General features: G+C 64.2%; 31 protein-coding genes and 1 pseudogene. 14 read left to right on the top strand and 18 right to left on the bottom strand.

The features are described 5' to 3' along the window. Positions 1–87: 87 nt before the first annotated feature. Positions 88–1,284: a L,D-transpeptidase family protein gene (locus J4G43_RS41070; protein WP_208088364.1), complete on the top strand. Its 1,197-nt coding sequence runs from the start codon at positions 88–90 to the stop codon at positions 1,282–1,284. A 56-nt stretch (positions 1,285–1,340) separates the two neighbouring features. On the opposite strand, the gene J4G43_RS41065 is transcribed toward J4G43_RS41070, so the two are convergent. Further along, entirely contained in the window at positions 1,341–2,303 is a 963-nt protein-coding gene (locus J4G43_RS41065; RefSeq protein WP_208088363.1) for a D-2-hydroxyacid dehydrogenase family protein, read from the bottom strand. A 145-nt stretch (positions 2,304–2,448) separates the two neighbouring features. After that, positions 2,449–2,664, bottom strand: coding sequence for a hypothetical protein (locus tag J4G43_RS41060; protein ID WP_028152324.1), 216 nt, complete (start codon positions 2,662–2,664; stop codon positions 2,449–2,451). Positions 2,665–2,900: 236 nt separating this feature from the next. Here J4G43_RS41060 and ettA point away from each other — a divergent pair, with 236 nt between their 5' ends. Both ettA and J4G43_RS41050 read left to right on the top strand, forming a co-directional pair. Beyond that, on the top strand, positions 2,901–4,550 hold the full coding sequence (ettA, locus tag J4G43_RS41055) for an energy-dependent translational throttle protein EttA (protein ID WP_166102215.1): 1,650 nt from the start codon (positions 2,901–2,903) through the stop codon (positions 4,548–4,550). 7 nt (positions 4,551–4,557) lie between these two features. Next, positions 4,558–5,784: a lytic murein transglycosylase gene (locus J4G43_RS41050; protein WP_208088362.1), complete on the top strand. Its 1,227-nt coding sequence runs from the start codon at positions 4,558–4,560 to the stop codon at positions 5,782–5,784. 100 nt (positions 5,785–5,884) lie between these two features. On the opposite strand, the gene J4G43_RS41045 is transcribed toward J4G43_RS41050, so the two are convergent. Both J4G43_RS41045 and J4G43_RS41040 read right to left on the bottom strand, forming a co-directional pair. Further along, positions 5,885–6,166: a hypothetical protein gene (locus J4G43_RS41045; RefSeq protein ID WP_071910256.1), complete on the bottom strand. Its 282-nt coding sequence runs from the start codon at positions 6,164–6,166 to the stop codon at positions 5,885–5,887. A 213-nt stretch (positions 6,167–6,379) separates the two neighbouring features. Continuing rightward, positions 6,380–6,706, bottom strand: a complete 327-nt coding sequence (locus tag J4G43_RS41040) for a hypothetical protein (RefSeq protein ID WP_063981473.1) — start codon at positions 6,704–6,706, stop codon at positions 6,380–6,382. A 134-nt stretch (positions 6,707–6,840) separates the two neighbouring features. Here J4G43_RS41040 and J4G43_RS41035 point away from each other — a divergent pair, with 134 nt between their 5' ends. From J4G43_RS41035 to bfr, 3 genes are all read left to right on the top strand, one after another. Then, positions 6,841–7,131 (top strand): hypothetical protein, encoded by a 291-nt coding sequence (locus J4G43_RS41035; protein WP_225005806.1) that lies wholly within the window; start codon positions 6,841–6,843, stop codon positions 7,129–7,131. 161 nt (positions 7,132–7,292) lie between these two features. Further along, positions 7,293–7,565, top strand: coding sequence for a (2Fe-2S)-binding protein (locus tag J4G43_RS41030; protein ID WP_063981474.1), 273 nt, complete (start codon positions 7,293–7,295; stop codon positions 7,563–7,565). A 131-nt stretch (positions 7,566–7,696) separates the two neighbouring features. Further along, a complete protein-coding gene (bfr, locus tag J4G43_RS41025; RefSeq protein WP_014492874.1) occupies positions 7,697–8,185 on the top strand; it encodes a bacterioferritin in 489 nt (162 codons plus the stop codon). A 172-nt stretch (positions 8,186–8,357) separates the two neighbouring features. On the opposite strand, the gene J4G43_RS41020 is transcribed toward bfr, so the two are convergent. Then, positions 8,358–8,960 carry a pyridoxamine 5'-phosphate oxidase family protein gene (locus J4G43_RS41020; RefSeq protein ID WP_028156299.1) on the bottom strand — a complete coding sequence of 201 codons (603 nt, stop codon included), beginning with the start codon at positions 8,958–8,960 and terminating at the stop codon, positions 8,358–8,360. 170 nt (positions 8,961–9,130) lie between these two features. Here J4G43_RS41020 and J4G43_RS41015 point away from each other — a divergent pair, with 170 nt between their 5' ends. Together J4G43_RS41015 and J4G43_RS41010 are read left to right on the top strand one after the other, a co-directional pair. Beyond that, complete coding sequence (locus J4G43_RS41015) at positions 9,131–10,555, top strand: S8 family peptidase (RefSeq protein ID WP_208088361.1); 1,425 nt, start codon at positions 9,131–9,133, stop codon at positions 10,553–10,555. Between the two features lie 45 nt (positions 10,556–10,600). Beyond that, on the top strand, positions 10,601–10,843 hold the full coding sequence (locus J4G43_RS41010; protein WP_208088360.1) for a hypothetical protein: 243 nt from the start codon (positions 10,601–10,603) through the stop codon (positions 10,841–10,843). A 5-nt stretch (positions 10,844–10,848) separates the two neighbouring features. Here the strand turns inward: J4G43_RS41010 and J4G43_RS41005 are convergent, their stop codons facing one another. Both J4G43_RS41005 and J4G43_RS41000 read right to left on the bottom strand, forming a co-directional pair. After that, entirely contained in the window at positions 10,849–11,202 is a 354-nt protein-coding gene (locus J4G43_RS41005) for a hypothetical protein (protein WP_028152315.1), read from the bottom strand. 165 nt (positions 11,203–11,367) lie between these two features. Beyond that, positions 11,368–11,802, bottom strand: a complete 435-nt coding sequence (locus J4G43_RS41000; RefSeq protein ID WP_408581388.1) for an MmcQ/YjbR family DNA-binding protein — start codon at positions 11,800–11,802, stop codon at positions 11,368–11,370. Between J4G43_RS41000 and J4G43_RS40995 the strand changes: the two are divergent. Further along, positions 11,766–12,892: pseudogene (locus tag J4G43_RS40995) on the top strand (IS3-like element ISRj2 family transposase). The gene J4G43_RS41000 and the pseudogene J4G43_RS40995 sit on opposite strands and share 37 nt — an antisense overlap. 200 nt (positions 12,893–13,092) lie before the next feature. Here J4G43_RS40995 and J4G43_RS40990 read toward each other — a convergent pair. After that, positions 13,093–14,154 (bottom strand): alpha/beta fold hydrolase, encoded by a 1,062-nt coding sequence (locus tag J4G43_RS40990; RefSeq protein WP_208088358.1) that lies wholly within the window; start codon positions 14,152–14,154, stop codon positions 13,093–13,095. Between the two features lie 242 nt (positions 14,155–14,396). On the opposite strand from J4G43_RS40990, the gene J4G43_RS40985 reads away from it, so the two are divergent. After that, on the top strand, positions 14,397–14,663 hold the full coding sequence (locus tag J4G43_RS40985) for a DUF2277 domain-containing protein (protein WP_063981478.1): 267 nt from the start codon (positions 14,397–14,399) through the stop codon (positions 14,661–14,663). Between the two features lie 95 nt (positions 14,664–14,758). Next, a complete protein-coding gene (locus J4G43_RS40980; RefSeq protein WP_028152311.1) occupies positions 14,759–14,998 on the top strand; it encodes a hypothetical protein in 240 nt (79 codons plus the stop codon). On the opposite strand, the gene J4G43_RS40975 is transcribed toward J4G43_RS40980, so the two are convergent. The 4 genes from J4G43_RS40975 to J4G43_RS40965 all read right to left on the bottom strand — a co-directional run bounded on the left by J4G43_RS40975 (position 14,995) and on the right by J4G43_RS40965 (position 17,108). Further along, positions 14,995–15,492, bottom strand: a complete 498-nt coding sequence (locus J4G43_RS40975; protein WP_208088357.1) for a collagen-like protein — start codon at positions 15,490–15,492, stop codon at positions 14,995–14,997. The two genes, J4G43_RS40980 and J4G43_RS40975, sit on opposite strands and share 4 nt — an antisense overlap. 222 nt (positions 15,493–15,714) lie before the next feature. Next, positions 15,715–15,837, bottom strand: coding sequence for a hypothetical protein (locus tag J4G43_RS55430; protein WP_256461348.1), 123 nt, complete (start codon positions 15,835–15,837; stop codon positions 15,715–15,717). Between the two features lie 50 nt (positions 15,838–15,887). Then, the gene (locus J4G43_RS40970) at positions 15,888–16,136 is read right to left on the bottom strand and encodes a helix-turn-helix domain-containing protein (protein ID WP_014492884.1); all 249 of its coding nucleotides are present in this window, start codon (positions 16,134–16,136) and stop codon (positions 15,888–15,890) included. 204 nt (positions 16,137–16,340) lie between these two features. Then, complete coding sequence (locus J4G43_RS40965; RefSeq protein WP_208088356.1) at positions 16,341–17,108, bottom strand: SDR family NAD(P)-dependent oxidoreductase; 768 nt, start codon at positions 17,106–17,108, stop codon at positions 16,341–16,343. A 111-nt stretch (positions 17,109–17,219) separates the two neighbouring features. Between J4G43_RS40965 and J4G43_RS40960 the strand changes: the two genes are divergently transcribed. Then, positions 17,220–17,705, top strand: coding sequence for a J domain-containing protein (locus J4G43_RS40960; protein ID WP_208088355.1), 486 nt, complete (start codon positions 17,220–17,222; stop codon positions 17,703–17,705). Between the two features lie 106 nt (positions 17,706–17,811). Here the strand turns inward: J4G43_RS40960 and J4G43_RS40955 are convergent, their stop codons facing one another. From J4G43_RS40955 to J4G43_RS40945, 3 genes are all read right to left on the bottom strand, one after another. Beyond that, complete coding sequence (locus tag J4G43_RS40955; protein WP_208088354.1) at positions 17,812–18,063, bottom strand: hypothetical protein; 252 nt, start codon at positions 18,061–18,063, stop codon at positions 17,812–17,814. A 240-nt stretch (positions 18,064–18,303) separates the two neighbouring features. Next, positions 18,304–18,567 carry a hypothetical protein gene (locus J4G43_RS40950; RefSeq protein ID WP_063981484.1) on the bottom strand — a complete coding sequence of 88 codons (264 nt, stop codon included), beginning with the start codon at positions 18,565–18,567 and terminating at the stop codon, positions 18,304–18,306. A gap of 183 nt (positions 18,568–18,750) precedes the next feature. Continuing rightward, entirely contained in the window at positions 18,751–19,134 is a 384-nt protein-coding gene (locus J4G43_RS40945; protein WP_038941868.1) for a RidA family protein, read from the bottom strand. 528 nt (positions 19,135–19,662) lie between these two features. Between J4G43_RS40945 and J4G43_RS40940 the strand changes: the two genes are divergently transcribed. Next, positions 19,663–20,097 (top strand): hypothetical protein, encoded by a 435-nt coding sequence (locus J4G43_RS40940; protein WP_208088353.1) that lies wholly within the window; start codon positions 19,663–19,665, stop codon positions 20,095–20,097. Positions 20,098–20,224: 127 nt separating this feature from the next. Here the strand turns inward: J4G43_RS40940 and J4G43_RS40935 are convergent, their stop codons facing one another. The 3 genes from J4G43_RS40935 to J4G43_RS40925 form a co-directional block, all read right to left on the bottom strand. Further along, a complete protein-coding gene (locus J4G43_RS40935) occupies positions 20,225–20,917 on the bottom strand; it encodes a glutathione S-transferase family protein (RefSeq protein WP_208088352.1) in 693 nt (230 codons plus the stop codon). Positions 20,918–20,928: 11 nt separating this feature from the next. After that, complete coding sequence (locus tag J4G43_RS40930) at positions 20,929–21,435, bottom strand: hypothetical protein (protein WP_225005407.1); 507 nt, start codon at positions 21,433–21,435, stop codon at positions 20,929–20,931. 81 nt (positions 21,436–21,516) lie between these two features. Continuing rightward, entirely contained in the window at positions 21,517–22,167 is a 651-nt protein-coding gene (locus tag J4G43_RS40925; RefSeq protein WP_208088351.1) for a glutathione S-transferase family protein, read from the bottom strand. Positions 22,168–22,332: 165 nt separating this feature from the next. On the opposite strand from J4G43_RS40925, the gene J4G43_RS40920 reads away from it, so the two are divergent. Continuing rightward, positions 22,333–22,770, top strand: a complete 438-nt coding sequence (locus J4G43_RS40920) for a VOC family protein (protein WP_208088350.1) — start codon at positions 22,333–22,335, stop codon at positions 22,768–22,770. Positions 22,771–22,883: the final 113 nt, after the last annotated feature.

The raw sequence follows: 22,883 nt of genomic DNA, 5'->3' as shown, positions 1-22,883 counted from the left end.
AGCCTGTAATGTCTTGAATGTGCCGCTATCTTCGGTCATCTGGCCGTTAACGGTCCGGATGGGCTCGGGGACTATACAAGAGCGATGATGATCAAACATTTTCTGACGATATGCGCTGCCGCAACAGTCGCTGCGGCGGGAACCTCGCTCGCACAGGCTCAGAGCTATCCGGTCCAGCAGGCGCCGAGCTATGGCGCTCCGGCCGAATATCGCCCCGGCGACCGCACGCCGAATTTCGACTCGCTGGACGACGAAGACGACGCGATGCCGCAGGCGTCGCTGCCGCCGCCCGGTCCGGCCGACGATCCGCGCTACGGCCGCCCGGCTGGCCCTCCGCCGGTCTATTCCGCCACCCCGCCGCAGGGGCCGGTGATGTCGCCCGATGATCCGCGCTATGGCCGTCCGGCTGGCGCTCCGCCGGTCTATTCGGCGGCGCCGCCGCAGGGTCCCGTGATGTCGCCCGACGATCCCCGCTACGGCCGCCCCGCCGGCCCGCCCGCGGTGATCTATGCCGATCGCCCGGGTCAGGCACCCGGCAGGGACGGCCTGCGTCCGCCGGAGGCCGTCGGTAGTCCCGCCGCGACCGGAACGGTTCAGTCCGGCCAGCCGCCCGTGGGCAACGATGGCCGGCCGATGGCAATCGCTTCGCTGCCGCCCGAGGAGCAGCCCGACGCTGCTCCCGCGCAGTTGTCGCCGAACCTGCGCCGCCAGGAAGTCTCGCTGGCGACCAAGGAGCCGGCTGGAACGCTCATCGTCGATACCCCGAACACCTACCTCTACTACGTGCTCGGAGGCGGCCGTGCGATCCGCTACGGCGTCCGCGTCGGCCGCGATGGCTTCACCTGGACCGGCGTGCAGAAGATCACCCGCAAGGCCGAGTGGCCGGATTGGCATCCGCCGACCGAGATGATCGAGCGCCAGCCCTATCTGCCGCGCTTCATGGCCGGCGGCCCCGGCAATCCGCTCGGCGCACGCGCGATGTATCTCGGCTCGACCGTCTACCGCATCCACGGCACCAACCAGCCTTCGACGATCGGCAAGTTCGTGTCGTCGGGCTGCATCGGCATGCTGAACGAGGACGTCTCCGACCTGTTCGACCGCGTCAAGGTCGGCACCCGCGTGGTTGTGATGCCGGGTGGCCCGCCGCCGGGAACGGCGACCGCCTCCGCTGCGCCGACGTCGGGCGCTGCCGGTCCGGCTCCGATGGCTGCCCAGGCTGGCCCCGTCCCGGGCACCCAGCCGACCGTGGTGCCGCCGTTGCCCGCGCCGGTCACCGTGCGCTAAGCGCTTCGAAACAGCTCAAATCGCGAAGGGCGTGCCGTCGGCACGCCCTTTTCGTTTCAGGCCAGCTTGCGCGGCAGCTCGCGACCCCCGGTGAAGGCGTCGATCGCCTCGACCATCTGCCCGTAATGGATGCGCAAGCCGTCCTCGGTGGCGTAGCCGAGATGCGGCGTCAGCACGAGATTGTCGAGCTTGCGGAAGGGATGGTCGACCGGCAGCGGCTCGACCGAGAATACGTCGATGCCGGCGCCCGCGATCTTCCGCTGCTGCAAGGCTTCCAGCAGCGCCTGCTCGTCCACGATCGGACCGCGCGCGGTGTTGACGAGGAAGGCCGTCGGCTTCATCCGCGCGAGATCGGCAGCTCCGACCAGTCCGCGCGAACGATCGCTCAGCACCACATGGATGGTGACGATATCGGCCTTGGCGAACAGCTCCTCCTTGGTGGCGTAGCCGACGCCGGCCGCCGCGCACTTCTCCGGCGTGAGGTTCGGGCTCCAGGCGATCACGTTCATGCCGAACGCTTTCGCAATACCCGCCATCTTGCTGCCGAGCTTGCCGAGCCCGACGACGCCGAGCGTCAGTCCCTCGATCTCGACACCGGCAAAGCTCTGCCAGGGCTCGCCCGCATGCATGCGTGCATTTTCGCGGCCGATGCCGCGGGTCAGTTCGAGGATCAGGCCCATGGTCAGCGGCGCGGTCGGATCGCGGGAGTATTGCGTGCCGCCGATGGCAACGCCTTGCGCCTTCGCAGCCTCCATGTCGATCGAGGCGTTGCGCATGCCGGAGGTCAAAAGCAGCTTCAGCTTCGGCAGCGACGCGAACAGGCTCTTGGGGAACGCCGTGCGCTCGCGCATCGCGCAGATGATCTCGAAATCGGCCAGCGCGCTCGCCGCGGCCTGCTCCGAGGCAAAGGGATGGCTGAATACGCTGACGTCGACGCGATCGGACAGTTTTTGCCAGTCGGCGACGTCGAGGGCGAGGTTGAAATAGTCGTCGAGAATTGCACAGCGCAGCCGCGTCATCAGCTTTCATCCATGGCGAGAGGTGACGGCGCCAGGCGGGGAGCGCCATCGTCGGAACCTGGCCATGGTTGCGCGCAATCACGCCTTCGCGCAAGCAGCTGACGTGTTCAAAAATCCGATAGGAGATCCGATAGGGGAGAAGGGTTCAGAGGTCGCGGGGCTTGAGGCGGAACGGCGTATCCATGCCGTGCTTGGCGCGCCAGGCGGGGCCGGGACCACGCATGTAGTGCAGCTCGGGGCGGTAGGGGTTGAAAGCGGTGGCGAAGAAGCGCTTCCAGAAGCCCTTGATCTCCGTGACGAGTCCGGAAGCGCTACCGGCTCGTGCCGGAACGGCTATGGAATTGGTCTCGATCAGAGCCATGATGTGGCCTCGCTGTTCTCCCCGTCGCTTCTGCCGCGGGTGGCGTCTTTTTCGGCGCCATGACGAGCTTTGGCCCACTTTATTAAAAAATGGTTTCAATTGTCCGGATCGGCGGCCGGATGGTGTCCATTCCGTATTGATCCGTGGTGAACGGAGGGAAAACATTGCCCTTTGGGGGCGGGATCGTTACATCGGCGGCAAGCAAATTTCCTCAAATCGAAGGTTTCACGGGACCGATGGCGCGCCAGTTCATCTATTTCATGCAGGGCCTGACCAAGAGCTACCCGACCCGGAAGGTGCTCGATAACATTCATCTGTCGTTCTACCCGGACGCCAAGATCGGCGTGCTCGGCGTCAACGGCTCGGGCAAGTCGACGCTGCTCAAGATCATGGCCGGCCTCGACAAGGAGTATAACGGCGAGGCCTGGGTCGCCCAGGGCGCCCGCGTCGGCTATCTCGAGCAGGAACCGCATCTCGATCCGGCGCTCTCCGCGCGCGAGAACGTCATGCTGGGTGTCGCCAAGCAGAAGGCCATCCTCGATCGCTACAACGAGCTGGCGATGAACTATTCGGAAGAAACCGCCGACGAGATGACCAAGCTGCAGGACGAGATCGAGGCCCAGGGCCTCTGGGATCTCGACAGCAAGGTCGACCAGGCGATGGACGCACTGCGCTGTCCGCCCGACGATGCCGATGTGACAAAACTCTCGGGCGGTGAGCGTCGCCGCGTCGCGTTGTGCAAACTGCTGCTCGACCAGCCGGAATTGTTGCTGCTCGACGAACCGACCAACCACCTCGACGCCGAGTCGGTGTCGTGGCTGGAAGGTCATCTGCGCAACTATCCCGGCGCGATCCTGATCGTCACCCACGACCGCTACTTCCTCGACAACGTCACGAGCTGGATTCTCGAGCTCGACCGCGGCAAGGGCATTCCCTACGAGGGCAACTACTCGTCCTGGCTGGTGCAGAAGCAGAAGCGGCTCGAGCAGGAAGGCCGTGAAGACGCTGCGCATCAGAAGACGATCGCGCGCGAGCAGGAATGGGTCGCGTCCTCGCCGAAGGCGCGCCAGGCCAAATCCAAGGCGCGCTACCAGCGCTACGAGGACCTGCTCAAGCAGGCGAGCGAGAAGCAGACCCAGACCGCGCAGATCATCATCCCCGTCGCCGAGCGGCTCGGCGCCAACGTGGTCGATTTCGAAACGCTCAGCAAAGGCTATGGCGATCGCCTGCTGATCGACGATCTTACCTTCAAGCTGCCGCCAGGCGGCATCGTCGGCGTGATCGGCGCCAACGGCGCCGGCAAGACCACGCTGTTCAAGATGATCACCAAGCAGGAAACGCCGGATAAGGGCACCATCACGGTCGGCGAGACCGTGCATCTCGGCTATGTCGACCAGTCGCGCGACGCGCTCGACGGCAACAAGAACGTGTGGGAGGAGATCTCCGGCGGCAACGAGCTGATCCTGCTCGGCAAGAAGGAAGTGAACTCGCGCGGCTATTGCTCGTCGTTCAACTTCAAGGGTGCCGACCAGCAGAAGAAGGTCGGTGCGCTCTCCGGCGGTGAGCGCAACCGTGTGCATCTTGCAAAAATGCTGAAGTCCGGCGCCAACGTGCTGCTGCTCGACGAACCGACCAACGATCTCGACGTCGACACGCTGCGCGCGCTCGAAGAGGCGCTGGAAGATTTCGCCGGCTGCGCCGTCATCATCAGCCATGACCGCTGGTTCCTCGACCGCATCGCGACCCACATCCTGGCCTTCGAAGGCGAGAGCCACGTCGAATGGTTCGAAGGCAACTTCCAGGACTACGAGAAGGACAAGATGCGCCGCCTCGGCCAGGACAGCATCATTCCGCACCGCGTGAAGTACAAGAAGCTGACGCGGTGATGAGGGCATGATGCGGCGGGCGCTCATAGCTGCGGTGATCGCTATCATCTGCGGCCTGTCGCCCGCCCGCGCTGCCGACGCCGCCTTCACGCAGTTCATCGCCTCGCTCTGGCCGGAGGCGCAGGCCGCCGGCGTGTCGCGCGCGACATTCGATGAGCAGACGCGCGGGCTCGAGCCTGATTACAAGCTGCCCGACCTGATCCTGCCCGGGCGGCCGGCCACCGGTGCGCCGTCGCAGGCCGAGTTCGTTCAAGTGCCTGCCGACTACGTCAAGGAAGCCTCGATCGCGCGGCTTGCGGGCGAGGGGCAGCGGCTGCTGCAAAAATATCGCCCGGCGCTGAGCGAGATCGAGAAGAAATCCGGCGTGCCGGCCACCATCATGCTCGCGATCTGGGGCCGCGAGACCGATTACGGCCGCTACACGCTGCCTTACGATCTCGTGCGCGTGCTGGCGACGCAGGCCTATGTCGGGCGCCGCAAGGACACCTATCGCAACGAGTTCATCCTCTCGCTGAAGATCCTCGGCGAGGGCGTGGTGACGCGCAAGGACATGCGCTCGTCCTGGGCGGGTGCCACCGGGCTCACGCAATTCCTGCCGTCCGAATATTACAAGCACGGTGTCGACTTCGACGGCGACGGCCGCATCGACATCTGGCGTTCGGTGCCGGATGCACTGGCCTCGGCCGCGCAACAGCTCGTCAACAAGGGCTGGCAGAGCGGCGTGCGCTGGGCTTACGAGGTGCAGGCGCCGGCCAAGGTCGATTGCACCAGCGGCGTGCCCGAGGTGACGAAGCCGATCGGCCAGTGGCTGCGCGAAGGTTTTGTGCCGGTGCGTGGCGAGAAGCTGAGCGCTGCCGAGCAGGCGCAGCCGGCCTCGCTGCTGCAGCCGGAAGGCATTTACGGCCCGTCGTTCCTGACGACGAAGAACTACTTCGTCATCAAGGAGTACAATTTCTCGGACCTCTACGTGCTGTTCGTTGGCCATCTCGGCGACCGCATGACGAGCCCGCTGCCATTCGCGACACAATGGGCGGCCTCCAAGCAGTTGCGCACCAAGGACGTCGAGACCATGCAGCGCGGGCTCACGCGCGTCGGGCTCTACAAGGACAAGATCGACGGCAAGGCCGGGATGCAGACGCGCGCGGCGCTCGGCGCCTACCAGAAGTCGGCAGGCATTAAGGTCGATTGCTGGCCGAGCGAAGAGGTGCTGCGCTCGATCCAGGCGGCGCGGTAACGGGCTCAACTCTTCACCAAAGAAAAAAGCCCGGCCGAGGTGCTCGGCCGGGCTTCGATCGCGGCGCGGATGCGCCATGCGATCGGATCTTGCGATCAGATCAGTAGCAAACGCGAACCGGGCGGACGACCCAGCCGTAACCGTCCCAATAGCGCTGGCGCTGCCAGTAGCAGGGCGCGGGCGGCGGGGGCTCGGCAATGTAGACCGGTCCGCCATAGGCGGGACGGCTCGACGCGATGGCGCCGCCGACGATGGCGCCACCGATCAGGCCGGCTGCGATGCCGGCGCCGACGCCGTCATGGGCCTTCGCGGACGGAGTGGCGGTCACCAGCGAACCGGCGATCGTCGCAACCGTGAGGGCGGCAACAAAAGTCTTCTTCATGCTCTTGGCTCTCCTGGGAGATGGACGTCCCTTGTTAGGAGCGCCCGGGTTTCAAAGGTTCACGCACACTCTGATGAAATCGACCGTGCAGCTAGGAAGCGCGCAATTGGTCAATCCACGGTAAACGCGCACGGAGCTGTGACGAGAAAAAGCGGTCTTTTTCAGGCCCGGAGATGAACGGCGCGCGTCCGTAGCGAACCTGTTCAGCGCGCCTCAGCCACAGACTCTGACGCGGCGGGTGCGCCAGGCGTAGCCATCCCAGAAGCGCTGCCGCTGCCAGACGCAGCCGTCACCGTAATAGTCGTCGGCGACATAGCCGGGACCCGGCGCGTAGTAGCGGGGCGGGTAATAGCCGGGGCCATAGGAATAGCCCGGGCCGGGTCCGTAATAATACGGAGAAGCCAGCGCGCCACCGACAATTGCGCCACCGATGATCCCGGCGGCCACGCCGGCGGCGACACCACGTTGAGCGTGGGCCGGTGTCCCGGCCGTGAGGGCCAGGGTGGCGACGGCGGCGACCGTCAGTAAGAACTTCTTCATTGGCGTGACCTTTCGCACGAACAGGTGGGAACTCTTTGGGGGTAAAGTTCCATACTTCGTTTGAATGATCAATGAACGGCGCCTTCGCCGAGGGCGACCAATTAATGGAGCGCAGGTCCGCGAAGGGGGCGACAATGGGCAACGCGATGATGAATACTTTGATCGCTGCCGGGGTCATTTTTGCGATTGGCTATGGCTGGTTCGCCCATCTCCATAACCGCGGACGGCGCTCGCGCGCGGGTGCCGGCAGTGACGGAGGGAGTAGCGGCGACGGCTATTCAGGGGCCAGCGACGGCTTCTCGCTGGGGAGCTGGTTTTCCAGCGACAGCTCCGGGAGCTCGAGCGACAGCTGTTCCAGCAGCGATAGCGGTAGCAGTGGCGGGGATTGCGGAGGTGGCGGCGATGGTGGTGGAGGCGGTGACTAGGTCCGCCAAAATCTTGATCGAGCGCAACACCCTATTTTAGAGCCGTTCTAGGCTGTTTCCGGGTCAGTTTGGAATAGCTTCAAATACCGGTTTTTCCCTTTGCATCCGGACGGCCCCTTAAATATCGATGATGACGCATCACCGAAGGGCCTGCCGCTTCCATGATCGTTTGTTCCTGTAACGTGCTGAGCGATGACGACATCCGCGCCGCGGTCGCCGAGTCCGACGACGCCGTACGTCATGCCAAGCAGGTCTATGGATGCCTCGGCTGTAGCGCCGAATGCGGCCGCTGCGCCCGTACCATCAAGACCATCATCGACGAAACGCTTGGCCCCTGCGCCAAGTCCTGCTGCTCGGGCTGCCCGCACAGCCACACCGTGGCCGCCAATGACGAGACGGCGGAACTCCCCCGGTTCGCCCTCGCGGCCTGCTGAAAACTTCCGCAATTTCGGCTGAGCTTTTCCCCGGCTGCGTCCCCGTGGCCGGTTGCTCTCGTCCTGAAACTGATTTAGAAGCGTTCTAAAGTCGGTTAGGGCCGATTTGGACGCAAGATTTGGAGTGCATCGTGCAGGGCGACGCAAAAGTCATCGACTATCTCAACAAGGCGCTGCGCCACGAGCTGACTGCAATCAACCAATACTGGCTGCACTACCGCTTCCTCGACAATTGGGGCCTGCGGGACATGGCCAAGGTCTGGCGCAAGGAGTCCATCGAAGAGATGGAGCACGCCGACAAGCTCACCGAGCGGATCCTGTTCTTCGACGGCTTCCCGAACATGCAGGTGCTCGACCCCCTGCGCATCGGCCAGAACGTCAAGGAGATCATCGAGTGCGATCTCGCCGCCGAGATGAGCGCGCGGGCGCTCTACCAGGAGGCCGCCGGCTATTGCAACGGCGCCAAGGACTACGTCACGCGTGACCTGTTCGAGAAGCTGATGAGCGACGAGGAACACCATATCGATTTCCTCGAAACCCAGCTCGACCTGATCGGCCGCATCGGCCTCGAACTGTACACGCAGAAGCACGTCGGTGGGCTCGAGGGCGAGGGGCACTAAGCTCCGGCACCGGCTCTCTCCTTCGTCATGGCCGGGCTTGTCCCGGCCATCCACGTTTGGCCGCGCGACGAAGACGTGGATGCCCGGGCCTTCGCCTCGCCGAAGCGGCTTCGGCTACGCAGGCGGGACTAGCCCGGGCATGACGGTTCTTTCGAGCGGCGAACGCTCTCACCTACAACTGCGTCTTGTAGCGCTCTTCCACGATCTCCTGGCTCTCCGGTTCCCCCAGGCCCGTCTGGTCGTGAATGACCTGGCCGATGCTGGGCATCACCGAGCGCTGCACCTTCTCCGGTGACCACAGCTTCGAGCGCATCAGCGCCTTGCCGCAGTGGAAATAGACTTCGCTGACCGCGACGTTCAGGACCGCGCGCGGCGGCTTGCCGAATTCCACCATCGATGCGAGCAGATCCGGATCGGCCGAGAGCGTGCCGCGTCCGCCGACACGCAGCGTCTCGTCGATGCCGGGGACGAAGAACAGCAGATGCACGAAGCCCGAGCCTTCGACGACGTTGCGAAAACTGTCGATCCGGTTGTTGCCGGCACGGTCGGGCATCAGCACCTGGTTGGGGCCGGCGACATGGACGAAGCCCACCCCTCCGCCGCGCGGCGATGCGTCGACGCTGCCGTCGACGCCTGACGTTGCAAGCACGCAGAACGGCGACATCTCGATGAATTTCTTCGCATGCGCATCGATCGCGGGACGTGCCTTTGCGATCACGCGTGGGCTCGGCTTGGCATAGATGGTGGCGAGGTCTTCGGCGCAGAGATCGGTCACGAAGGTCTCCCTGATTGAGGGGCACAGGATAGCATTCTCCGGCTCGACCGCTATCCCCGAAATAGCAGGTGCGGCCCGGTGTAGCCACGGCATGACGCAGGTGGCGTAGACAATAAATTTCGCTTATAACGGGTGTCGTATTTTGTTGCTTTTCAAGCGAGGAATTCGTCATGGCCTCAACGCAGGCAATGCGGGTCGCGGGCGATCGGCCGCGCCGTCGCAAGCATGTCCCGGGACAATTGATCGTTCGGTTGAAGCCGGCTGCTGTCCGGCAGATCGCGGCAGCCTCGCTTCAGGCGACAACATCACGCGCGCTGATGGCTGCAATGCCCGACGATGTCAGAGGTCCGATCGATTTCCTGCGTGACAATTTCGGGCTTCAGTCGATGAAGCCGCTGTTCGTGGTCGGCGACGATGAGGCACCCGCGCAGCCCCAGGCGATGGCTTTGGCCGCGGTTCATCGCTCGATAGCACGCTCCGCAACGGCGCCACCGCGGGAGGCGCTGGCCGGATTTCAGATCGTGCAGTTGAAGGACGGGAAGGTAGATGCGGGCCTCCTGAAGCGCCTGCGTGCTTCCAGGGCGGTGGATCTGGTCGAGCCCGTGCCCAACCGGTGGCTCAGTGCCGCCGCCGATCCCATGAAGATCAGGCAGTGGGGGCTTCGCGCCATCAGATGGTTCGATCGACCGCGGCCAGGTGCGGGGCGGGTTCATGTCGCTGTGCTCGATAGCGGTGTCGACGCCGGACATCCCGATCTCGTGGACGCGATCGAGGACTACAGGCACGACGGCAACGGACCGCGTGATTTTCTCGGTCATGGCACCCATGTCAGCGGCACGATCGCGGCCGTGGTCAATAACTCGGTCGGTATCGCAGGCCTGGCCAATTGCCGGTTGCACTGCTGGAAGGTGTTCGACGATCCCAAGCGCGCAGGCGACGACGAGAATTTCAACTTCGATTTCTACAGCAAGGCGCTCGCGGCCGCGCTCGATTCCAACATCAAGGTCATCAACCTCAGCATTGGCGGCGAGGACCATTCAAAGACGGAAGCGACGGCCTTCGCCGAACTGATCGAAGCCGGCGTCGTCATCTCAACCGCGATGGGCAACGAGTTCGAGGACGGCAATCCGAAGGAATACCCGGCGGGCTACGTGGACACGATCGGAGTTGGCGCCGTCGACGAGTCCCATCGGCGCGCTTCGTTCTCCAATACGGGGAAGCACATCAAGCTGGTCGCGCCGGGTGTCAACATCCTGTCGACGGTGCCCCGGGTGAAGGCAAGCTTCGCCGACCATACCAGCTACGATTCCTGGCCCGGGACGTCGATGGCAACACCGCATGTGACGGGCGCCGCTGCGCTCATCTACATCAACAAGGCAAAATCCAGGGCGTCCGGACTTGCGGTCGCCAAGCGCCTGATCGCGACTGCGACCAAATTGCCGGCGATGCGAGGCAAGGATTTTACGCCGGAATACGGCGCCGGCCTGCTGGATGTTGCCGCTGCGCTTGGCCGCGCGAAACCGGCGAGGAAATCGGGCAGGAAAACTGCCAAGAAAACAGCTAAAGCGAAGCCGGCGAGAAAGGGACAAAAATAGATTCTGCGCCCTTGATCGGGTGCCGCGAGCGGCTAGCTTTGCATCATGTCCGTGCAATTCAAATTCCACGACCATGTCGATCAGCGCCGGCGGCGCAAGATCATCAAGACGCTCGGCGATGCCGGCTATGCCGCCGAGAGCCTGTTTCCGGGACAGAAGCGGCAAAACCTGGCCGCGATCTTCACCATCGCCGAGGCCGACGCCAAATCCGTTCGTGCCGCGCTCGACGATTTCGGCGATGACATCGAATATGTCGAGGCCTCGCCCAGGCGAGACCTCAAGGCCTGAGCGGCCTACACCGCATCGGCCGGCACGAAGCAACTGATGATGATCGCGCCGCGATGGTGGACGTACCACACCACGGCCTGGCCGACCGGATTGCCGCGATCGCGGATGATGGCGCGCTCGGGCACCTCCATCCACTGTCCCTCGATCGGTACCCAATAGGTGCCGCCTCGCACATCGTAGTCGGTGCGATGGCCGTCGGAGATGTCGCAGCAGGGCACGCCGTTCGGCGCGATCACGCTCTTGAACCAGGCGCGGATGTCGGGCGGCACGTGGTCGTATTGGCCGTTGTCGAACGCGAACGCGGCGCTCGTCTGCGCCATCGTCGCGGCCAACCAAACGCACAGCGCGAGCCTGTGCATGCGATCCTCCGTCGCGTTCGATTCGTATCGTTGATGCGATTAAGCCCGAGCTGTCAGCGCAATGCATGCTCAAATAATATGCGGCGCGAGAGATGCCGCATATGATGCGTTGCGGTATGAGCGGCCAGCCAGACGCACAGCGCGAACTTGCGCGTACGATCTTTCCTATCGCGTCTCGAGCGATGCAAGCAGCGATTTCGGCGCGACATTGCGCCATGCCATCTCGAGTGCGCTCCGCAACGTGACCTGATCGATTTTCGCCAGCTTCACATTCGTGCTGCCGCTCCTGCCCCAGGCGCCGGGGACCGGACGAAACATCCCCGGTTCCGCGTCGATGAGCACGGCCTGCTGGTCGGGAGTGAGCTTCACCATGCCCCATTTTTCATCGGGATAGCCCAGCGTCTCGAACAAGCGCTTGCCGACGCGAAAGTCGGCATGGCCGTGATGTGCGCCCTCGATGACGCCGGGAAGCGCGAGAGCTGGCCCCGCAAATTCGGACAGTAGCTTGAGTGGATTTTCTGCCTGACAGCGGCGAGGATTCTTGCTGCGAATCAGGAGCGAAGATGACGAAGAAGAGCCGCCGGACGCATTCTCCGGCATTCAAGGCGAAGGTTGCTTTGGCTGTCGGTCAAAGGCGACAAGACACTGGCGGAGCTGGCGCGTTTGATGTTCATCCGAACCAGATCACGATCTGGAAAAACCAGCTCCTGGAAGGCGCCGCCGGCGTGTTTGGGCATGACAAGACATCGGCCGAGACGCCGGTCGATTTGAAGGCGTTACATGCCAAGATCGGCGAGCTGGCGTTGGAAAACGATTTTTTGTCCGGCGCGCTCACCAAGGCGGGCCTGCTGAGCGCAAAGCGATGATCGACCGCGATCATGATCTTTCTATCGTGCGCCAGGCGAAGGTCCTGAAGCTGGCTCGCAGCACGGTCTACTATGAACCTCGGCCAGTTTCGGCCGAGGACCTTGCCTTGATGCGTCGGCTCGATGAGCTGCATCTCGATTATCCCTTCGCGGGAGCGCGTATGCTGCGATCGTTGCTGCGGCGGGAGGGCGTATACGCCGGTCGCCGCCACATCGCGACGCTGATGAAGCGCATGGGGATCGAGGCGGTCTATCGTCGCCCGAACACGAGCAAGCCGGCTCCGGGTCACAAGATCTACCCGTACCTGTTGCGCGGATTGAAGATCGAGCGGCCCGACCATGCGTGGGCAATGGACATCACCTACATTCCGATGCGGCGTGGCTTCGTCTATCTCGCGGCGGTCGTCGATGTGTTCAGCCGACGGGTCCTGGCCCATCGCGTCTCGATCACAATGGAGGCGGCCTTCTGCGTCGAAGCGGTCCAGGAGGCGTTGGCGAAGCACGGCAGGCCCGAGATTTTCAACACGGATCAGGGCAGCCAGTTCACCAGCCTCGAGTTCACCGATGTGCTGCTGGACGCGAAGATCGCCATCAGCATGGACGGCAAGGGCGCCTGGCGCGACAACGTGTTTGTCGAGCGGCTCTGGCGCACGGTCAAATACGAAGAAGTATATCTCCGCGCCTACGACAGCGTGTCCGAGGCGCGAGCGTCAATTGCCAAGTATCTGGCCTTCTACAATCAGGGACGCCCTCACTCGAGCCTTGACGGGCGCACGCCCGACGAGGCTTACTTCGGCACGCAAGCTATGGTGATGGCCGCATGACCGTCGCCGACGGTTTTGTCGTCGCTCTGGTCGGGCTACGCCCTCCCGACGCAACGACAAAACCGTAAAGCCCCGCGTTCAGCATAACCCGGCAGGAATCCACTTAAATCCAGCGGGGCGCTGTCCAAACAACCGGGGCCAGCTCTCGCGAGCGCAGCCTTGCGAAAGCGAGCGTTCGACATGCGGTCTTGCTGCTCGGCTCACATCGTCCGCTGCGGCGCGGTTTGCAGCAATTGCCTGACCTGCTCGACGTAGAATTTCGCGTTGCCGGTGGTGCCGTGGCCGCGCGTCTCGGTGCTCGCGGGGATCAGATACAGCTTGCCGTTCTTGACCCGCTTCATTGCCGCGTCCGTGATCCCGGTCTCGGGCGGGTTGCGCTCGTCGTCGGCTGAATTGATCAGCAGCAGCGTCGCCTCGATCTGCTCGAGCTTGTCGCCGGCATTGTAGTCTTGCGAGGAGCTCCACTGGTAGAGGAAGTCGTTGGCATCCGCCGTGATCGGCGTCGCCAGCCGCTCGTCGACGATCTTGTCGGCCTTGGCCGCGGTCGGCGCCTGCTGCTGATAGGCGAGTGTGCCGCCGATGCTGGCGATGCCGTAGGCGGTGATAGCGTATTTCATCGTGCGCGGCTGGCTGGTGTAATTGCCGCCATTGTAGTCGGGATCGTTGCGGATGGTGTCGAGCATGATCCGCCGCATCATCCAGTTGCGTGAGGCCATCTCCGTCGGCTGCGAGGCCATCGGCACCAGCGCGTCCATCTCCTGCGGATATCTCTCGCCCCACAGCCAGGTCTGCATGCCGCCCATGGAATTGCCGATCACGAGCCGCAGATGCTTGACGCCGATTCCTTCCTTCACGAGGCGATGCTGCGCCTCGACCATGTCGTCGTAATTGTATTTCGGGAAACCCGTCTTCATGCCGTCGGACGGTTTTGACGATTTGCCGTGGCCGATCGCGTCGGGAATGATGATGTAATATTTGGACGCATCGAGCGGCTGTCCCGCGCCGAACAGCTCGCCGGCGAAGGCGGGCGACAGCATGCTCGCGCCCGAGCCGCCGGTGCCGTGCAGCACCAGCACGGGCTGGCCAGAGGGCTCGCCGACAGTGGTGTAGTGCAGCTTCAATTCCGGCATGGTCTCGCCGGTGTGCAACTTGAAGTCCCTGGCGATCCAGTCGCCTTGCTTCGGCGCTGGATAATCGGCGGCCATAACCGGCGTTGCGATGGACAGCAGGATGGCCGCTAGCGCCGCGCAAGACGTTTTCATGTTTCTCTCCCCATGCGGCTCATGGTCGGCCGCGTTGGACGCGATCTTATCAGCTGGTCACGGAGGATCGAGACCGGACCCATCATCGCCCCCCGAAAAACATTCCCCGATGGTGCGGCGCGCAAGGGGAATAATTGCGGATCAGATATGGCTGGTCCTGCCTATGATACGGCTGCGCCCGGGATGTAGGATTTCGGCCTCGCCGATCGTCCTCAGGGGAACACCGCTACGGGAGAGCCTGCATGTGCCGCAACATCAAGACGCTGTTCAACTTCGAGCCGCCGGCGACGGAGGACGAGATCCACGCCAGCGCGCTCCAGTTCGTGCGCAAGCTTTCCGGTTTCAACAAGCCGTCTCAGGCCAATGAAGAGGCCTTCGAGCTTGCGGTCGCGGAAGTGTCGGAGGCTGCGCGAAAGCTCCTGACTTCGCTGCACACCCATGCGCCGGCGCGGGACCGTGAGATCGAGGCGGAGAAGGCCAAGGAACGTTCGCGGCTGCGGTTCGGTTAGGCGGTCCTGCGTCCATTCCGTGATCTGGCTCACGGTGAGAGCGGCCTCAACTTGCGATGATGTCTGCCGGGGTTTTGACAGCCCGGAGCACGACCATGAGCCGCCCCCTTATTCCTCTCAGAGCAGGTGCCGTCACCTTCACCGTGCTGTGGACCGCATGGATGATGTGGTGGAGCGGCTCCTACAGCAGCGTCAACCTCGTCATCCTGACGCTGCTCGGCACGCTGGTCGGCTATCTCTGGTACCGCGCCATGCGCTGGCAGTTCGAGCGCATGGGCATGCTGCCGCGCAAGGATGAGTCCTCCGGGGCGTCGAAGCAACTTCCGCCCGGCTAGTCCTTGTGGCCGTGCTTCTTCTTTTTCTTCTTCTTCCGGTGATCGTCGCCTTCGCCTTCGCCGTCGTCGGCCTCGTCATCGACGATCGCCTCTTCAACCTCATGCACGGCGGCTTCCAGCGCCTCGCGCTCGGCGGCTTCACGCTCGCGCTGGCGGCGGCGCTCGTCCCAGGCGTCGAAGAGTTGATCGAGCCACGGCAGCACCTGCTCGATCGACGGCAGCTGGCCGGGCGGTCCGGGCTCGCCGCGTGGGCCTTGCGGCCCCGCCGGCCCCTGCGGCCCGGCCGCGCCCCGCGCGCCGGCTTCGCCGGGCTTGCCCGGCAGACCGGCCTTGCCCTGCGCGCCTGCCTTTCCGGCCGCCCCAGGCTTGCCCTGCGGTCCCGGCTTGCCGCGCTGGCCGTCCGGCCCTCGCTTCCCCGGATGACCCTGCGGTCCCGGCCGTCCCGGTTCGCCCTGCCGCCCACGCGGCCCCTGCCGTCCCTGATCGTCTGCCACGCCACTACTCCCTCTAAGGAAGCAAGCTACTTAGCGGCGTTTGACGACAGCAGCAATTCCGCGCGCGCATCGCGACGGGCTTGATCAACATCAATCGACAGCAGGAGACACCGTGTCATTGGATGGCGTGGAGCCACAACCTTGCGAGGAGCGACCCATGCGTGCAGCGTGGAAACTATTCTGCATTTCGGTAGTCATCCTCGCGGCGGCGCTCGGCCTAGCTCATCTGCTGGTGCCCGATATCGTGCCGGTCGCGTTCGCCGAGGAGCCGCAGGCGGCATGGGCGGTCTTGACCGCCTTCATGCTCCGCGCCATCGAGATGATCGCGGCCGCGGTCGCGACCATCTCGCTTGCGGTTCTTGCCGGCGGAACGATCCAACTTGCGTGGTCGCGCGCTAGTCGTGATACGCGGGCACGTCGATGCCGGACGCTGCATAGATCCTGATCTTGTTGCGCAGCGTGCGCACCGACAGGCCGAGCACGCGCGATGCGCGCGTGCGGTTGCCGTCGCAGCGTGCGAGCGTCTGGAGCACGAGCTCGCGCTCGACCTCGTCGACGGTCGCGCCGATCAACAGCGGAACGATTTCGTTAGGGGCAAGAAATTGCGCGCCCGGATCGGACGCAGCGACATGAACAGTGGTCATCAACACACCTCCCGATCAACGCCCGCTTCCATTTTTGGAAGCGATCGAGAACCAACGGCCCCCTAGCCGTAGATCTACGGTGGGCGGGTTTGGTTAACGAGTGGTTAATCGCGGACGATCGCACCAATTGACCTTGGGATTGCCGCGAAGGTGCCGCGATTGGCACGGGATGCATAGCGATGCGGACCGATTTTGCGCGCCCGCTCACACCGTCCGGTACCCGCCGTCCACCATCACGATCGTCCCCGTGACATAGGCCGACATATCCGACGCCAGGAAGATCGCGGGGCCCACGATGTCCTCGGGCTTGCCGGTGCGCGCCAGCGGGGTGTGATCGACGAAGGCCTGCACCAGCGCCGGATTGGTCGCGCGCACGTTGGCGTTGATGTTGGTCTCGATGAAGCCCGGCCCGATCGCGTTGACGCGCACGCCTTCCTTGCCGAGCTCGGCCGCGAGCGCCTTGGTGAAGCCGAGCACGCCGTGCTTCGAGGTCGTATACGCCGCCGAGCTCGGCGTGCGCAGATGCACGAAGGACTGGATCGAGCCGATATTGACGATGCGGCCCTTGGCGGCCCGCAGCGGCGCGAGGAACGCCTGCGTCACGTTGAAGACGCCGTTGAGGTTGAGCGAGATGATGTCGTTCCAGTCCTTCGCCACCGTCTCCGTGTCCGCGGTGAAGGCGTTGCGGCGGGTGATGCCGGCATTGTTGACGAGGATCGAGACCCGCCCGACCTTGTCGGCGACCTGCCTGGCGAGCGCAAAGCAGTCGTCACGCTTCGTCACATCGAGCGCAAAGCTCTCGGCGTTGCCGCCGGCCTTGCGGATCTCCTGCGCGGCCTCCGCGACCGTGTCGGCGTTGACGTCGAGCAGCACCACTCGCGCGCCCTCGTGGGCGTAGCCGGCCGCGATCGCCCGGCCGATGCCGGATCCGGCGCCCGTGACGACGGCGATGTGGTTTGCGAGCAATGCCATGACAATTTCCTCCCGGATTCGTTTCGAAGTTTCATGAAAGGCTAACTCGAAATTAAGGGGTCGGAAACGGCCGCCTTGGCATACTGATCTTCATTGCTAAACGTTGCGCGCATGATGGGACGGCTTGAATCCTGGAAACTCGCTCTCGAACGCCTGCGGTCGGCGCAGCCGGCCGACTGGGCCGAGGCCGGCCGGCTCGTCGCCGAGATCGTACGCATGAGCACGGATGCCACGCTGCGCCAGGCGGCCGAGCAGGCGCTTCCGGTGCTGCGCCAGGCCGTGGACAATGACGATCACAGCGTCACGCTGGCGGCCCAGCGCCGCATCGGCGTGATCCTCGAGGTCGTCCATGATCTCACCGCGCCACGCTTCGGCCGCCGCAACGCCATGCCGAAGAAGCTCTCCAGCGAGGATCGTGCCCGAAGGATGCTCGGCCTGCCGCTCGCCGTGCAGCTCACCTGCGACGACATCAACCAGGCCTACCGCCGCGCCGCCAAGGGCAAGCATCCCGACCAGGGCGGCAGCGCGCAAGCCTTCATCGACCTCGCCGCCGCGCGCGACATCCTGATCCATCCCGGCGCGCACAAGGACGCGTGAGCGCGCGCTGTCGCCGCGCCTCGGCGGTCCGCCATGTGCAGGCCAAAAAAAGAGCGGGCAAGAACGCGTCGCGCCCTTGCCCGCTCGTCGTCCGCCGATCGAAGTTTTACCAGGTGCAGTGGCCGTTCTTCAACGCGTGATCCTTCAGCACGAGTGCGTCGACGAAGGTCGGCACGGTCGTGCTGACGCGGGCGTAGTCGGAGGGCCACGGCGCGGTCGGGATGCTCTCGTCCCAGATCTGGCAGAAGCCGGTGTCCTGCCAGCGGATCAGGTGATAGCTGGCTTCGGCAGGGCTCGCGGCGACGAAGGCAGTGACGGCAAGACCCGCAGCAGCGCACAGCACGGAAATACGACGCATGATCAGCTCCTCAAATGAAAGATGTGATGCATCTCCCGACAATGACCGGGAGGGATGGTGTGGGGCGCTTTTGGGGATGCGCCCCGGACAAGTTGTGAGTAGCTCCGTCGGCTGATCAGGTTCAAAGCATGCGCGCATGAAATGCGCCATTTGAGCCGGAAAAAACCAGCGCGCGCCTGCAAAGGAAAAGGGCGGGTCGCTCGCGCGGCCCGCCCTCAAAATCAAATTCGTCGGTGACGCTCAGAGCGTGCAGCGGCGCTCCGAGCGCAGCTTGATCTGGAGATCCGAAGCCGCGGTGAAGGTCGGGACCGGCTTGCTGACGACCTTGTAGGTCGACGCGCCCCACTGGAACGGCTTGTACTTCAGGTCCTCGTTCCAGACCTGGCAGATGCCGGTGTTGTCCCAGCGGATCACGTAATAGCCGGCTGCTGCTGCCGACGCCGGCACGGCAAACACGGAAGAGGCGATGCCGGCAACGGCACAGAGGGCGAGAACGCGACGCATGAAAAATCTCCTTGTGGGGAAGTGGGACCCGAAAATTCGTGCGGTAAAAGCAGGTCCTTGGCAAGCCGAGGGGCCGCCGTTTCACGGATATGTCAGAGGGAGCCGTGCACTTGGTTCGGCCGAGTGCCCGCCAAGACACATACGCCAAGACACATGCGCCAAGACACATACGCTAAGCGTGGCTCACTTCGCCAGCGATGCAACCGCCTCGATCTCGATCAGCATCTTCGGGTCGGGCAGGGCCTGCACCACGCAGGTGGTGCGCGCCGGGTAGGGCGGCGGGCCGAACGCGCCGGCATAGAGTGCATTCATCGCGGCGACGTCGGAGGCGCGCGTGAGCAGCACGTTGACCTTGACGAGATCGCGGACCGTCGCGCCGGCTTCGTCCAGCACGCGCTTGATGTTGACGGCGACGTTGGCGAACTGCGCCTCGAAACCGTCCGGCAGCGCGCCATTGCCGTCGAAGCCGGGAATGCCGGAGACGAACAGGAGATCACCGACGCGCGTGGCAAAGGACAGCGGCGGCGCCTTGACGTGCGGCGGGGGGGCGAAATGCTGGATCGACATGGGATCACCTCGGATGGAACGGTCGCGTCGCCCGCACGAGCGTAGCGACATGCGGGGGAGTTGCAATCGGCATTGGGGAAGGCGGGCAAAACAAAAACGCGAAAACAACCCCATGCACAGTAGAAATCGTGAGTGTTTCAAATTCGGTATAGCCGAACAATTCACTTGCCCCGTCGGGCAAAACAGGGGCAGAATGGTATCATGGCGGTGGTGTCGGTAGGCGGCCCCAAACTCCGCGTCATGCCCCGCGACCCGGCTACGCCAAGGCTTCGCCGGGGTCGAGGTCCAGGGGCGCCGAAGCTTTAGCGCAGGCGGCAGGCGGGGCATCCAGTACGCCTCGGCTTCTCCGCATCTCATTGCCGTCTCGGCGTACTGGATCGCCCGGTCGAGCCGGGCGATGACAGTTGAATGCGCTGCTGCGGCAGACGCCTCACGGCCGCTCCATCATGTTGCCGCCGCGATCCATCGGATACATTCGCTGCATCTGATTCGAATCCTCCCTTGAAAAATAGCCCCCGGAGACGCCCCATGAAGCTCGCCACCACCTTCCGCGCCGCGCTGGTCGCCATTGCCGCTCTGGCCGGCCTTTCGACCTCGGCGCTGGCCGACGGCGGCACCGTGGTGCTGACGATCTACAAGGCGGGCTGGATCATCGGCGGTTCGGGCGGTTCGGGCGTGCTGAACTTCCGCGGCCGCTCCTATGGCATCTCGACCGGCGGGCTCGACTACGGCCTCGTCTTCGGCGGCTCCAAGACCGTGCTGCGTGGCCGCGTCTCCAACATCAACCGCCCCTCCGACGTCGCCGGCGTCTACGGCGCGGCCGGTGCAGGCCTCGCCGTCGGCCGTGGCGCCCGCGCCATCGTGCTGACCAACCAGAAGGGTGCGGTGCTTGAGCTGTCGGGCTACCAGACCGGCCTGATGGCGAATGCGGATCTGAGCGGGCTCGCGATCACGATGCGGTAAGACAGGTACGTAGCGAGGCGTAGGGTGGGCAAAGCGAAGCGTCCCCACCATTCGTACCGCAAATGCGGATGCATGGTGGGCACGGCGCGCAAGGAGCGCGCCTTTGCCCACCCTACGAAGCGTTACCCTACGAACTCACGGCCGCATGAATCCTCTCGCAATGCGCGACGAGATTGGCGTGCGCATCGACGAAGGCCTTCAGCGGCGTCGGGATCGGAAAATAATAGATGTTGGCGATGAAGCCGTAGATGCCGGCATCACAGCTGGTCGGCGCCGCGCCGTGGACGAAGCCCGCGGCGGGAACGATCTCCGTCAGCACTTCCAGATCGGCCAGGCCCCGCGCGTAAGCCTGCTCGGGCGTGTAGCGGCCGATGCCCTGGAAATAGTAGCGCTGCGAATTGTAGGCCTTCGCCTTCTCCAGTCCCTCGGCATCGAGTTGCGGATGCTGCGCGATGAAGGCGTCGCGGAATGCCGGATAGAACCGATCGTCCTTCCAGCGCGAATACGACATCACCCAGTAGAGATCGTCCAGCATGCGGGTGACGAGATGGTTGGTCCGCCGTGCCTCCTGCGACAGCGCGGCATCGATGCTCAGGCGATATTTGGCGATCGCATGCGCAATGATGGTCTCGCTGTCGCCGATGGTCTGGCCGTCGTCGACGACGTAAGGCAGCTGCCCGCGCGGCGCGGCAGAGGCATCGAAGACATGCTCGTGCACGAACGGCACGCCTGCGAGCTTCAGGAACGCATAGACCTTGAGGCCGTAGCCGTTGTTGTCGGCGACGCCGAACAGTTCCGGATAGGAATAGAGGGTCAGCATGGTTGCTCCCTTCAGCGCGATGGCACCTTGGCGTGTTGCTCCGTCGTGGCCGCTTGCGCGGCCTTGCTGGCGCGGATCATCAGGAACGCGCCGGAAGAGCCAGGCAGCTGCCAGCGCCCGTCGATTTCGGTCGCCTCGGCGTTCACCGTGCCTTCGTAATGGACCGTGTCGTAGCCGTGGCCGGGCGGCTCGTAGTGTTTGACGAACGAGACCGCGTTGCCGGAGCGCTGACCCGCGATCGAGGCGTTGTGGGTGCGCAGCGGGCATCGCGGGTTCGAGCAGGGCTCGGTCACGCTTCCGCTGAGTGCGCCGCCGGTTTCGACCAGAGTTGCGGTGAAGGTGACCATTCCGGTGCCCGGTTGAATGTAGCTGCCATCCCAGACGCCGGAGAGATCGTCGCTCATGGCGGTGCCTTCCTGGAACGATGCGGGCCGGTTGATATCAGGCTCTTCCACCTCAAGTCGTATCGCCGGAGCGACGAGCTGGCAACTGTCCTTGCGCATTGTGCGCAGCGTCATTCGATCGGAGGACGCCCGGCGTCGCCCGTTCGACGTATGGGATCGGAGTGATGTACCGGCTCTCGATGAGAGGCGCGGCCTCTATCTGCCGGTCGATGCGGCGGTGAACACCGCCAGCTGCGCATCGAACGCCCGCCGGAACGCAGGCCGCGCTTCGCCGCGGGCGACATAGGCGGAGAGGTCGGGATATTCCTCCAGCAGGCGAGATGCATTCAACCGGCGCAGCACGGTCACCATCATGAGGTCGCCGGCGCTGAATGTGCCGTCGAGCCACTCGGCCTCGCCGAGGCGACGGGACAATTCGCCGAGCCTGATGCGGACGCGATCCTTCAGGACCGGCAGCCGCTCCTCGTACCAGCTCTTGTCGCGCTCGAACAGCATCGTCATCCCGAACTCGACGATCGGCCGCTCCAGCGTGTTGAGCGCGGCAAACATCCATGCGATCGCGCGGCTCCTCGCATTCGCATCCTTTGGCAACAATCCGTCATGGCGCTCGGCGATATGCAGCACGATCGCGCCCGACTCGAACAAAGCGAGATCGCCGTCCTCATAGGTCGGAATCTGCCCGAACGGATGCCGCGCAAGATGGGCGGGGTCCTTCATCGCCGCGAACGACACGAGGCGGACGTCGTAGGGCAGGCCCACTTCTTCCAGCGCCCAGCGAACCCGCATGTCGCGGGCCTGTCCCTTGCCGCGGTCGGGTGAGTTTTCGAAGGCTGTGAAGGTGGGCATCTGGCGGCTCCGGGGTGATCGGCGTTGCATTCAAAGGACGAACGGCCGGCTCGGGTTCCGACACAGGCGCCGTAAAAAGTCCGGCGCCCGTGTCGGAACAGTGTTCCGCCGCTCGTCCTTGGAGCGATGCTCGCGCCTCCGGTCCAAGACGAAGGATACAATTTCATGACGTCAATCACGCCGTTCCTCTGGTTCGCCAACAACGTCCCGGAAGCCGTCGCCTTCTACAAGGCGGTGTTCCCCAACGCAAAAGTCGAGAGCGTCAGCGACTCCATGGCGGTGTTCGAACTCGAAGGCCAGCGCTTCCACGCACTCAACGGCGGGCCGCAATACCGCTTCACCGAGGCGGTCTCGTTCTTCATCAGCGTGGAGACGCAAGCCGAGGTCGACTACTTCTGGAGCCGTCTCACCGCCGACGGCGGCGAGGAATCCCGCTGCGGCTGGCTCAAGGACAAATTTGGACTGTCCTGGCAGGTGATCCCGTCAGCGCTCGGCCGCTACCTCGGCGATCCCGACCGCACGAAGGCGAACCGCGTCATGCAGGCGATGATGGAGATGCGGAAGATCGTGATCGCAGATCTCGACAGGGCGTATGCCGGGTGACGGTGCCGTAGGGTGGGCAAAGGCGCGCTCTTCGCGCGACGTGCCCACGTTCTACCGGGATCGCGGAGAGGTGGTGGGCCCGGCGCAAGAGCGCCTTTGCCCACCCTACGAAG

The sequence above is a fragment of the Bradyrhizobium barranii subsp. barranii genome, from assembly GCF_017565645.3.
In the GTDB taxonomy this organism is placed as follows: domain Bacteria; phylum Pseudomonadota; class Alphaproteobacteria; order Rhizobiales; family Xanthobacteraceae; genus Bradyrhizobium; species Bradyrhizobium barranii.
This window is presented reverse-complemented; position numbering and strand designations above follow the sequence as displayed.